This is a genomic window from Micromonospora sp. NPDC023644 (assembly GCF_040640115.1).
GTDB lineage: Bacteria > Actinomycetota > Actinomycetes > Mycobacteriales > Micromonosporaceae > Micromonospora.
In genome coordinates, this window is sequence record NZ_JBFABA010000008.1 from 183,331 (window position 1) to 194,100 (window position 10,770).

Genomic DNA, 10,770 nt, shown 5'->3' on the forward strand with positions numbered 1-10,770 from the left:
GCGCAGGACGTGCGTGGCCAGACAGGTGGGCGGCGTCACGCGGGCCCCGGGCGGCATGAGAGAGTGACCGTCATGCGTGCTCGCCGTCTTGCCGCCGTCGCCAGCGTGGCGCTCGGCCTCGTCGCCCTCTCCGGTTGCCGTGCCGAGCCCGGTGTCGCCGCCTACGTCGGCGACCTGCGGATCACCGAGGATGCCGTCACCCGGGTCGTCGACGACCTGCGGGCGAAGAACCCGGCACCGACCGGGCAGCCCGAGGCGCCCGACGGGCGGCCCCCGGCGCAGGCGCCGCAGCTGCCCGGGCGCGGCCAGGTCGTCAGCGTGCTGGTGCTGGCCGAGGTCTGCGAGCGGGTCTCCGCCGAGAAGAACTACCAGGCGCGCGGGCAGGTGGCGCCGGCGCAGCTCGCGCAGCAGTTCGGCCTCTCGCCCGACACCGGCTACGTGCGCCAGGTCGCCGAGCTCTACAACTGCCTGTCCGGCGTGCCGACCGGGGCGCCGGCCGAGCCGACCGCGCAGGACCTGGCCGACGTGGTGGCGGCGGGCCGCAAGGCGGGCGCCATCCCGGCCGACGTGCCGGACGAGGCGGCCGCCCGCCAGCTCGACGGCGAGCAGCTGCGCACCGCGCTGGCCACCCGCAAGTCGCTGGCCGAGGCGGTCGCCGCCTACGACGTGACGGTCAACCCCCGCTACCGTCCGCTGGAGTTCCCGGTGCTGAGCTTCTCCGGCAACGCGCCGGCGGTGAGCGTGCCGCTGGGCGAGGCCGGCTCCGACGCGGTTACCGACGTCTCCACCCCGGATCCGCTGCCCACCGGCGCGCCGCAGGCGGCCGGCGGGACCGACAGCTGAGCATGCCCGCCCGGATCGTCCTGCTCGTCACCTCGCCCCGGCTGCCGGCCGGGCTGCTGACCGCTGCCGCCTGGGACGTCGTACGCGGGCATCCGGTGCTGGCCGGGGCGGAGAGCGAGCTGACGACGGCGGTCCGCGCGGCGGGCGCCGAGGTCACGGTCGTCGACGGCCCGGCGACGCAGGCGCTGCTCGACGCGGCGGCGGCGCACGGCGTGGCGGTGTGGCTGGCCGGCCCGGCCGGCGACGAGTCGCTGGCCCGGGAGCTGGGCCTGCGGCTGGCGCGCGAGCCCGGCCTGGCCGAGCTGGAGCTGATGTACGGCTCCTGGGACCCGCCGGGCGCCCGGCTGCTCGACGCGGTGGCGGTGATGGACCGGCTGGCCTCGCCGGGCGGCGACCCCTGGAAGCGGGCACAGACCCACCGCAGCCTCGCCGGCTTCCTGATCGAGGAGTGCTACGAGGCGTACGACGCGATCAACGCCGGGGACACCGACGCGCTGCGCGAGGAGCTGGGCGACGTGCTGCTCCAGGTGGTGCTGCACGCCCGGCTCGCCGAGGAGCTGCCCGAGGGGGAGCGGTGGACTGTCGACGATGTGGCCGGCGGGCTGGTCGACAAGATGGTCCGGCGCAACCCGCACGTCTTCGCCGACGCGGCGGCGGGCACCCTGGAGGAGATCGAGGCCAGCTGGGAGCGGATCAAGCGGGCCGAGAAGGCGCGTGACTCGGTGCTGGACGGCATCGCGCTGAGCCAGCCCGCCCTCGCCCTGGCCGCCAAGATCCTGGAGCGCGCCGGGCGGGTCGGCCTCGCCGTACCGCCGCCCCTCGCGGAGTCCCAGGTGGACCCGGAGGCGCGGCTCGGCGCGAGCCTGCTCGCCACGGTCGCGGCGGCCCGCGAGGCGGGCCTGGACCCGGAGGCGGCCCTGCGCCGCGCCGCCCTCGCCTACGCGGACGCCGTGAGGACCGCCGAACGCCGGTAGGGTCGGCGGGTGGAATCGTTTGTGCCGCTCGCGGAGCGGATCGTCGACGCGTTGCTCCAGAGCCGTCCGGGGCTCGCGACCTCCACCGGCGACCACCGGTACGACGACCGGTTGCCGGACCTCTCCGCCGAGGCGGTCGCGGCCGACCAGGCCATGCTCAAGGAGGCCGCGGACGCGCTCGCCGAGCTGGACCCGGACGCCCTGGACGTCGAGCAGCGCGTCGACCACGCGCTGCTCACCTCGTTCGTGGACCGGGAGCTGTTCGAGTCCGGCGACATCCGGGCGCACGAGTGGGACCCGCTGCGGCACAACCCCGGGCCGCTGCTGCACGCGTTGCTCGCCCGCCCGTACGCCCCGGTCGACGTCCGGCTGACCAGCCTGGCGGGCCGGCTCGCCGCCGTACCGGACGCGCTGGCGACCGCGCGCGCGACGCTGCGCGACATGCCGCGGATCCACGCCGAGACGGCGGTCGGGCAGTTCACCGGCACGGCGGCGCTGGTCCGCGACGAGGTACCGGCGCTGCTCGCGCAGGCCCCCGCCCTGTACGACCGGGTCGAGCCGGCGGCCACCGCGGCGATCGCGGCGCTGGAGGAGTTCGTCGCGTGGCTGCGTCAGGGCCTGGCCGCCGACGCCGGCCCCGGGCGGGACCCGCGACTGGGCCGTCGCCGCTGGGAGGCGCGGCTCTGGCACACCCTCGACACCGAGCTGGGCGCCACCGAGATCCAGCGCCGGGCCTGGGCCAACCTGGACCGGGTCGGCGAGGAGATCCGCGCGGCGGCCGTCGAGCTGGTCGGCGGCGCGGCGGACGACGAGACGGTACGCCGGGCGCTGGACCTGCTGGCCGCCGAGCACCCGGACGACCACACCATCGTCGACCTCGCCTCGGTCACCCTGGACGAGGCGACCGACTTCGTGCGCGCCCACGACCTGGTCACCCTGGTCGACGACCCGTGCGTGATCCAGGAGATGCCGCAGTTCGCCCGGGGCGTGGCGGTCGCCTACTGCGACTCGCCCGGCCCGCTGGAGACGGCGGACGTGCCGACCTTCTACTGCATCGCGCCCACCCCGGCGGACTGGCCCGCGCACCGGGTCGACTCGTTCTACCGGGAGTACAACGACCACATGATCCGCAACCTGACGGTGCACGAGGCGATGCCGGGGCACTTCCTCCAGCTCGCCCACGCCCGCCGGCACGTCGGTCCCACCCGGGTCCGCGCGCTGACCGAGTCGGGCCCCTTCATCGAGGGCTGGGCGGTCTACACGGAGGAGCTGATGGCCGGCCTCGGCTTCGGCGGCCTGCCGGTGCGGTTGCAGCAGCTCAAGATGCAGCTGCGGATGACCATCAACGCGCTGCTGGACCAGCTCGTGCACTGCGAGGAGCTGCCGGAGGCCGAGGCGATGGCGCTGATGACCGGGCGGGGCTTCCAGGAGGAGGGGGAGGCGGCCGGCAAGTGGCGGCGCGCGCTGCTCACCTCGACGCAGCTCTCCACGTACTTCGTCGGCTACAGCGAGATGGCCGCGATCGCCGCCGCCCGCCCGGCCGACGTGCCGGTGCGCGACTGGCACGACGCGATGCTCGCCCACGACTGCCCGCCCCCGCGCCACCTGCGCACCCTGCTCGGCGTGTGAGGCAGGGCCCCTGCCGACAGGGGCGGGCTCAGCGCCGCGACGCGGTGTCGTCCGGCAGGTCGCCCCACCCAGGGGAGGGCGCCGTCGGGCGTGGTCAGCAGCTTGCGCCCGGCGACCGGCACGGCCAGGTCGGTGGGCGCGGGCGCGGCGCTCCGGTCGGCTCCGGGCACGAACCCGCCGGCGGGGTCGGTCACGAGCTGGCCGGGCGGCGGTCCACGACGCCGGCGTCGGGCGGGAGGTCGAACGCGGTGCCGTCGACCGTCTCGCGGTAGCGGCTGAGCGCCAGCTCGACCTGCCTGCCGTCGACCTGGCCGGTGAAGCTGCCGAGCGCCCCCTCGGTGGTCACGCAGGCGGTGAAATCGCCGGCGGACTGCTCCACGTCGACGCAGGTGGCGTGGTGGCCGGCGAGGGTGGTGTCGCTCTGGGCGATCACCGCCTCCGGGTCCAGCGCGGCGGTGGTGAGCAGTCCCACGACGATCGGCGGCGTGACCAGCCCTCGCTGCTTGGCCTCGGTGAACATGGCCACCGTGGGCTTCGCGTTGGGCGCGGGCGGGGCCTCCAGGGTGCAGGTCGCCCGGCCGGCCGTGGTCTCGCAGCGGGTCGTCGCCTCGGGGGTGACGGTGAGCTTGCCGCCGGGCCAGGTGTACGCGGAGCGGGCCGGGTCCTGGGCCTGGGCGATGGTGGCGGTCTGCCCGCCGGGGAGCTGGTAGTCGGCGGAGTAGGTCAGCTCCAGCGCCCGGTCGAGCCGGGCGGCCATGTCGTTCACCAGGTCGGCCCGCCCGATCGCCCGGCCGGCGTCGTCGAGGGTCTGGCAACCGGTCACCGTGAGCGACGCGATGACCGACACGGCGAGCATGCGGAGGGTGGTCGAGGCGGCGGGCATGGCGACCAGCCTGGCCGATCGGGTCAACCGCGCGCAAACCCGTTGCCGGTTGAGACACGAGAATCCGGGAATGTCCGTGTAAAGCGTTGCCCGGAGGCAGGTTTCGGGCCGGGCCGGCGAGCGCCCGGACCGCCCACGTCCGAGCGTCGCCCGATACGCTGCGTTCAACAACTGCCTCAGCCGCACCGTCGCGGCCCATACCGGACCGGAACACACTAACGAGGAGCGACTCAGTGGCAACCATCGAGGGAATCGTCGCGCGGGAGATTCTGGACTCGCGGGGCAACCCGACCGTCGAGGTCGAGGTCGGGCTCGACGACGGCACGATCGCCCGGGCGGCGGTGCCCTCCGGCGCCTCCACGGGCGCCTTCGAGGCGATCGAGCTGCGCGACGGTGACGCCGACCGCTACCAGGGCAAGGGTGTCGAGAAGGCGGTCTCGAACATCGAGGACAAGATCGTCGACGAGCTGATCGGCTACGAGGCCAGCGAGCAGCGGCTGATCGACCAGAAGATGCTCGACATCGACGGCACCGACAGCAAGTCCGAGCTGGGCGCGAACGCCATCCTCGGCGTCTCCCTGGCCGTGGCCAAGGCGGCGGCCGGCAGCGCCGAGCTGAGCCTCTTCCGCTACCTGGGCGGCCCGAACGCGCACCTGCTGCCGGTGCCGATGATGAACATCCTCAACGGCGGCGCGCACGCGGACTCGAACGTCGACATCCAGGAGTTCATGATCGCGCCGATCGGCGCGCCCAGCTTCCGCGAGGCGCTGCGCTCCGGCGCGGAGGTCTACCACGCGCTCAAGTCGGTGCTGAAGAAGAAGGAGCTCTCCACCGGCCTCGGCGACGAGGGCGGCTTCGCGCCGAACCTGCCCACCAACGCCGCGGCCCTGGACCTGATCGCCGAGGCGGTGGAGAAGGCCGGCTACCGGCTCGGCACCGACATCGTCTTCGCGCTCGACGTGGCCGCCACGGAGTTCTTCGACAACGGCACCTACACCTTCGAGGGCACCGCGAAGACCGCCGAGGAGATGAGCAACTACTACACCAAGCTCGCCGGCGACTACCCGATCGTGTCGATCGAGGACCCGCTGGCCGAGGACGACTGGATTGGCTGGCAGACGCTGACCGCCTCGCTCGGCGACCGCATCCAGATCGTCGGCGACGACCTGTTCGTCACCAACCCGCAGCGGATCGCCCGCGGCATCGCCGAGCGGGCCGCCAACGCCGTCCTGGTCAAGGTCAACCAGATCGGTTCGCTGACCGAGACCCTGGACGCGGTGGACCTGGCCCACCGGGCCGGCTTCAAGTGCATGATGAGCCACCGCTCCGGCGAGACCGAGGACACCACCATCGCGGACCTGGCGGTGGCCACGGGCTGCGGCCAGATCAAGACCGGCGCACCGGCCCGCTCGGACCGGGTCGCGAAGTACAACCAGCTCCTGCGGATCGAGGAGGAGCTGGCCGACGCGGCGCGGTACGCCGGGGCGGGCGCCTTCCCGCGCTACCGTTCCGCCTGAGACGCGCGAGGCCTCGGGGGAGGGGTGTGACGATGCAGCAGCGCCGCACACCGGGCGGTCAGCGCCCCGCCCGCCGGCCGGGTCACACCGGCCGGCCGGGCGGGGTCCGGGGCGCCCGGACGTCGGTCCGCGAGGGCGGCGTCCGCGCCGAGTCGCGGGCCACGGCCGGTCGCGCGCCGGGGGCGACCCGGGGCGCGGAGGGCGTACGCTCCGCGAGCCGGCCCGCCGCGGCCCGTCGTACGGCCGCCGGCACCGTCAAGCGGCTCTCCGCACCCCGCTCCCGGGGCTTCACCGGGCGGGCCACCGTGCTCTTCGCGGTGCTGATCGCGCTCGCCCTGGCCTACACCTACCCGGTGCGCGTCTACCTGGACCAGCAGGCCGACATCGAACGGATGGAGGCCTCGCAGGCCGCCCAGCGCAAGGCCATCGAGGAACTCTCCGAGCGGGCGGCCAAGTGGCAGGACCCGGAATACATCAAGATCCAGGCCAGGGAGCGGTTCTTCATGGGCCCCCCGGGCGAGACGCTGCTGGTGGTGCTCTCCGACCCGGAGGGCGCCGCCCGGGACGCCGGTTCGTCCGCGACCCCGTCGGCGCCCGTCACCCCCGCCTCCTGGTACGACACCCTCTGGTCGAGCGTGCAGGCCGCCAACGGCGAGCAGCCCGACAGGTGAGCACCACCCGAGCATCGAACGAGAGACCAGCATCGTGACTGTCGTACCACCGCCGGAGCCGGCGGCGGCCTCCGTACCCCCGCCGCGGCGTGAACCGGCCACCGAGGCCGACCTGGCCGCGGTGGCCGCGCAGCTCGGACGCCCGCCCCGCGGCACCCGGGCCGTGGCCCACCGCTGCCCCTGCGGCCTGCCCGACGTGGTGGAGACGACCCCGCGCCTGGCCGACGGCACCCCCTTCCCGACGCTGTTCTATCTGACCTGCCCCCGGGCGACGGCGGCGTGCAGCCGGCTGGAGTCGGCGGGGCTGATGAAGGAGATGGCGGACCGGCTGGCCGCCGACCCGGAGCTGGCCGCGCGCTACCGCGCCGCGCATGAGGACTACCTGGCGCGCCGGGACGCGATCGGCGAGGTGCCGGAGATCGCCGGCATCTCGGCCGGCGGGATGCCCGGGCGGGTGAAGTGCCTGCACGTGCACCTCGGGCACGCGCTCGGGGCCGGGCCCGGGGTGAACCCGTTCGGCGACGAGACGCTGGAGCTGGTGGAGAAGTGGTGGGCGGCCGGGCCCTGCGTGGACGTGCCGGCGGCGGACTGACCATGGCGGGCGCGGACGAGGACGGGGCGGGGGCCGACGAGATCGTGGTGCGGCGGGCCCGCACCTCGGACGTGCGCGGCATCCGGCGGCTCGTCGACACCTACACCGACGACCGGCGGCTGCTCAGCAAGGCCACCGTCACCCTCTACGAGCACGTGCAGGAGTTCCGGGTCGCGGTCCGCGCCGGCGACGGCGCGGTGGTCGGCTGCGGCGCGCTGCACGTGATGTGGGAGGACCTGGCCGAGATCCGGACGGTGGCGGTCGACCCGTCCTGCCGGGGGCGCAAGCTCGGCCACCGGATCGTCGCGGAGCTGATCGACGGCGCCCGCGAGCTGGGGGTGGCCCGGATCTTCGTGCTCACCTTCGAGACCCGGTTCTTCGGCTCGTTCGGGTTCACCGAGATCGACGGCGCGCCCGTGCCGCAGCCGGTCTACGAGCAGCTGCTGCGCTCCTACGACGAGGGCGTCGCCGAGTTCCTCGACCTGGAACGGGTCAAGCCGAACACCCTCGGCAACACCCGCATGCTGCTGCGGCTCTGACTCAGCTCCGGCGCGGGTGGGCGGCGAAGAAGTCCCAGATGAGCTCGGTGGCGACGAGGCCCGCGTCGGGGGCGGCCAGCTCCCCGGTCGGCGCGCCCGGCCACGAGTGCCCCATGTCCGCCACGGTGTAGACGGTGACGTCGCTGCCGTCGCCGCACCGCGCGTCGGCGCGGGTGACGCGCGGCGCGCCCGCCGGGGGCGCGCCGGACGCCGGTGCGCAGCGCAGCCGCCGCTGCCAGGTCCGTACGCCCTCGGTGAAGACGTCGGCGTAGCGGTCCTGCCCGCCGATGAACGTGATCACCGACACGGGTCGTGTGGGCACGTAGGTCTCGGGGGTGGTCCGGGGGCCGCTGTAGCCGCCGCTGACCACGCCGATCGCCGCGAAGAGCCCCTCGGCCTCGACGGCGGCGCGGAAGCTCATGTCCCCGCCGTTGGAGATGCCGGTGAGGTAGACCCGGTCCGGATCGACCCGCCACGTCCGTACGAGGTGGGCGGTGAGGTCCTTGAGGAAGCCCACGTCGTCGGTCGTCCCGCAGCAGATCAGCGCGTTGAAGCCGCCGCCGCGCCCGTCCGGGTACGCGACCAGGAAGTTCTCCCGGTCGGCCACGGCGTCCAGCCCCACCATCTCCCGCAGGCGGGCGCCGCTGCCGGGATAGAAGTGCAGGGCGACCACCAGCGCGGCGGGCCGGCCGGGGTCGTAGCCGGGTGGGGCGTGCAGCAGGTAGCGGCGGTCGGACCCGCCGTGCGGCAGGGTGAGCCGGTGGTCGCCGGCGGCGGGGCGTTCGACGGCCCCCGAAGGCGACGGGGCCGGCGTGGCGCGGGACTGACCCCGGTCCCCACCGCACGCCGTGGCGACGACGGCGAGAACCAGCCCCGTCAGCACTGCCACCGTCCGTCGCACGCCCCGCCCCCCTCCGTGACCCGCGGTCCACACTGGACCGGGCGAGCCCCGCGGGGCAACCCTTTCGGTCCAGGCCGAAGGGGGGCAGTCTGCTGGCATGCTTCGTCTCCGCCTGGGCCCGGCGGACCTGTGCCGGGTCCGCTTCGCCGACCGTCTGCACCCGGTGGGCACCGCCATGCTGGCCTGTCAGGCGCTGTACGACCCGGAGGCGGCCCGGACGGCGCCGGGCCCCGCAGCCGGCGCGGCGACGGCGACGGGCCGGGTCCGCTCCGCCGCCTCGGTGCTGCGGCACCTGCTGCCCGCGCGCGGTCGCCTGCCGGACTTCCTCACCCCGCTGGACGGCCTGGAGTCGGTCGCCGCCGGCCTGGAGGCGATCCGGGCCGTCCCCGTCCGGCGCGTGCGGGCCGAGGTCACCGCCGCGTACGCCGACCTGGCCGAGACGCCGTTGCGCAGGCGGTTCGCCGAGGCCGACGGGGAGACGATGGGCCTGTTCGGCCGGGCCCTGGGCACCTGGCACGACGCGGTGCTCGCGCCGCACTGGGCGGACCTGACGGACGTGCACCGGCACCAGGTGGCCGAGGCGACCGGGCACCTCGCGGCGCACGGGCTGGACGGGCTGCTGAACGCGCTGCACCCGGCGATCCGGTGGGAGGCGCCGACGTTGACGCTGACGGTGCGGACGTGGTGGAGCACGACGGTCTCCGGCACCGGCCAGGGCCTGCTCCTGCTGCCCTCCCCGCTGGCCGGGCCGCATCCCCGGGTGCTGGTGGAGCCGGACCGGCCCGTGCTGGTGGTGTATCCCGCGCCGATGCCGCGCCGGGTCGAGGCGAGCGTCGCCGATCCGCTCGGCCGCCTGCTGGGCGCCACCCGGGCGGCGGTGCTGCGCCGGCTCGGCGGCCCCGGCCGGCACACCACCACGACGCTCGGGCGCGCCGTCGGGATCAGCGTCTCCTCGGCGTCCGAGCACGCGGGCGCGTTGCGGGCGGCCGGTCTGGTCAGCAGCGTGCGGGACGGCGGGGCGGTGCTGCACCGGTTGACGCCGCTCGGCGCCGAACTGCTCGGCCGCGACGACGTCCTGCCGCCCGCGCGCGCCTGACGTAGGGTGGCAGCCGTGACGACACGTGTGGCCGCCATCGACTGCGGGACCAACTCGATCCGACTGCTGGTCGCGGACCTGCCCGACGCCTCGGCGGGTCCGGAGGCGCCGCTGGTCGACCTGAGCCGGCGGATGGAGATCGTCCGCCTCGGCCAGGGCGTCGACAAGACGGGGCGGCTGGCTCCGGAGGCGATCGAACGCACCCGGGTCGCGCTGGCCTCCTACGCCGCCGAGATCGAGAAGCTGGGCGCGGAGCGGGTCCGGATGTGCGCCACGTCGGCGTCCCGGGACGCCTCCAACGCCGCCGAGTTCCGCGAGATGGTCGAGCGCACCCTCGGGGTCGCGCCCGAGGTGGTGACCGGCGACGAGGAGGCGCGGCTCTCCTTCACCGGCGCGGTGCGTGGGCTGCCGGCCGACGCGCGCGAGCCGTACCTGGTCGTCGACATCGGCGGCGGCTCGACCGAGTTCGTCGTCGGCACCCGCGCGGGCGGCGTCGAGGCGGCCATCTCGATGGACATCGGCTGCGTCCGGATGACCGAGCGGCACCTGCACGGCGACCCGCCGACGCTGGACGAGGTCGCCGCGGCGCAGGCCGACATCGCGGTCGCGGTGGACCGGGCGCTGGAGGCCGTGCCGGGCCGGCAGGCGGCCACGCTGGTCGGGCTCGCCGGGTCCGTCACCACCGTGGTCGCGGTCGCCGAGGGCCTCCAGGAGTACGACCCGGGCCGCATCCACCACGCCCGGGTGTCGTACGACGCGGTGGCCGACGTGACCGCCGACCTGCTCGGCAAGGGCCGGGAGCAGCGACTGGCCATCCCGGCGATGCACCCGGGCCGGGCGGACGTGATCGGGGCGGGCGCCCTGGTGCTCCGGGTGATCATGGAGCGGGCGGGGATGGACTCGGTGGTCGCCTCCGAGCACGACATCCTCGACGGCATCGCCTGGTCGCTGGCCTGAACCGCCCGGGAGAACCTGGAGACCCCGCGCCACGACGGCGGTGAGGCACGCCGTGCGGTGATCGGATCCGGCGCCGGGAAACGAAAAAGCCCCCGAGGACCCAGGCCCGACCGGACGCGGCCAAGCACCCCCACGCGCGGGGACTAGCGGAGTGGGGGGAAGGCAAGT

11 protein-coding genes are annotated in these 10,770 nt (G+C 75.1%); 9 read left to right on the forward strand and 2 right to left on the reverse strand.

Annotated features, from left to right (window positions below; all coding sequences use genetic code 11):
• Nucleotides 1–72: 72 nt before the first annotated feature.
• Genes AB0G08_RS09610 through AB0G08_RS09620 form a run of 3 tightly spaced genes read left to right on the forward strand, consistent with a single transcriptional unit; the run spans nucleotide 73 to nucleotide 3,446 of the window.
• A complete protein-coding gene (locus tag AB0G08_RS09610) occupies nucleotides 73–843 on the forward strand; it encodes a hypothetical protein (RefSeq protein ID WP_358085555.1) in 771 nt (256 codons plus the stop codon).
• A 2-nt stretch (nucleotides 844–845) separates the two neighbouring features.
• Nucleotides 846–1,817: a nucleoside triphosphate pyrophosphohydrolase gene (locus AB0G08_RS09615; RefSeq protein WP_358085558.1), complete on the forward strand. Its 972-nt coding sequence runs from the start codon at nucleotides 846–848 to the stop codon at nucleotides 1,815–1,817.
• A gap of 9 nt (nucleotides 1,818–1,826) precedes the next feature.
• Entirely contained in the window at nucleotides 1,827–3,446 is a 1,620-nt protein-coding gene (locus tag AB0G08_RS09620) for a DUF885 domain-containing protein (RefSeq protein WP_358085560.1), read from the forward strand.
• Between the two features lie 190 nt (nucleotides 3,447–3,636).
• On the opposite strand, the gene AB0G08_RS09625 is transcribed toward AB0G08_RS09620, so the two are convergent.
• Nucleotides 3,637–4,329, reverse strand: coding sequence for a hypothetical protein (locus tag AB0G08_RS09625; protein WP_358085563.1), 693 nt, complete (start codon nucleotides 4,327–4,329; stop codon nucleotides 3,637–3,639).
• A gap of 233 nt (nucleotides 4,330–4,562) precedes the next feature.
• Here AB0G08_RS09625 and eno point away from each other — a divergent pair, with 233 nt between their 5' ends.
• Genes eno through AB0G08_RS09645 form a run of 4 tightly spaced genes read left to right on the forward strand, consistent with a single transcriptional unit; the run spans nucleotide 4,563 to nucleotide 7,648 of the window.
• Complete coding sequence (gene eno, locus AB0G08_RS09630; RefSeq protein ID WP_358085566.1) at nucleotides 4,563–5,846, forward strand: phosphopyruvate hydratase; 1,284 nt, start codon at nucleotides 4,563–4,565, stop codon at nucleotides 5,844–5,846.
• A 32-nt stretch (nucleotides 5,847–5,878) separates the two neighbouring features.
• Complete coding sequence (locus AB0G08_RS09635) at nucleotides 5,879–6,517, forward strand: septum formation initiator family protein (protein WP_358085613.1); 639 nt, start codon at nucleotides 5,879–5,881, stop codon at nucleotides 6,515–6,517.
• Between the two features lie 34 nt (nucleotides 6,518–6,551).
• Complete coding sequence (locus AB0G08_RS09640) at nucleotides 6,552–7,109, forward strand: DUF501 domain-containing protein (protein ID WP_358085568.1); 558 nt, start codon at nucleotides 6,552–6,554, stop codon at nucleotides 7,107–7,109.
• A 2-nt stretch (nucleotides 7,110–7,111) separates the two neighbouring features.
• The gene (locus AB0G08_RS09645) at nucleotides 7,112–7,648 is read left to right on the forward strand and encodes an amino-acid N-acetyltransferase (protein ID WP_358085571.1); all 537 of its coding nucleotides are present in this window, start codon (nucleotides 7,112–7,114) and stop codon (nucleotides 7,646–7,648) included.
• Nucleotide 7,649: 1 nt separating this feature from the next.
• Here the strand turns inward: AB0G08_RS09645 and AB0G08_RS09650 are convergent, their stop codons facing one another.
• Complete coding sequence (locus tag AB0G08_RS09650; RefSeq protein ID WP_358085574.1) at nucleotides 7,650–8,549, reverse strand: PHB depolymerase family esterase; 900 nt, start codon at nucleotides 8,547–8,549, stop codon at nucleotides 7,650–7,652.
• A gap of 97 nt (nucleotides 8,550–8,646) precedes the next feature.
• Here AB0G08_RS09650 and AB0G08_RS09655 point away from each other — a divergent pair, with 97 nt between their 5' ends.
• Both AB0G08_RS09655 and AB0G08_RS09660 read left to right on the forward strand, forming a co-directional pair.
• Complete coding sequence (locus tag AB0G08_RS09655) at nucleotides 8,647–9,645, forward strand: helix-turn-helix transcriptional regulator (RefSeq protein ID WP_358085578.1); 999 nt, start codon at nucleotides 8,647–8,649, stop codon at nucleotides 9,643–9,645.
• A gap of 27 nt (nucleotides 9,646–9,672) precedes the next feature.
• A complete protein-coding gene (locus tag AB0G08_RS09660; protein WP_358085616.1) occupies nucleotides 9,673–10,602 on the forward strand; it encodes a Ppx/GppA phosphatase family protein in 930 nt (309 codons plus the stop codon).
• Nucleotides 10,603–10,770: the final 168 nt, after the last annotated feature.

Coding starts and splice junctions, on each gene's coding strand:
- AB0G08_RS09625 (WP_358085563.1), bottom strand. CDS start 4,329: ATGCCCGCCGCCTCGACCACCCTCCGCATGCTCGCCGTGTCGGTCATC.
- AB0G08_RS09655 (WP_358085578.1), top strand. CDS start 8,647: ATGCTTCGTCTCCGCCTGGGCCCGGCGGACCTGTGCCGGGTCCGCTTC.
- AB0G08_RS09635 (WP_358085613.1), top strand. CDS start 5,879: ATGCAGCAGCGCCGCACACCGGGCGGTCAGCGCCCCGCCCGCCGGCCG.
- AB0G08_RS09610 (WP_358085555.1), top strand. CDS start 73: ATGCGTGCTCGCCGTCTTGCCGCCGTCGCCAGCGTGGCGCTCGGCCTC.
- AB0G08_RS09615 (WP_358085558.1), top strand. CDS start 846: ATGCCCGCCCGGATCGTCCTGCTCGTCACCTCGCCCCGGCTGCCGGCC.
- AB0G08_RS09645 (WP_358085571.1), top strand. CDS start 7,112: ATGGCGGGCGCGGACGAGGACGGGGCGGGGGCCGACGAGATCGTGGTG.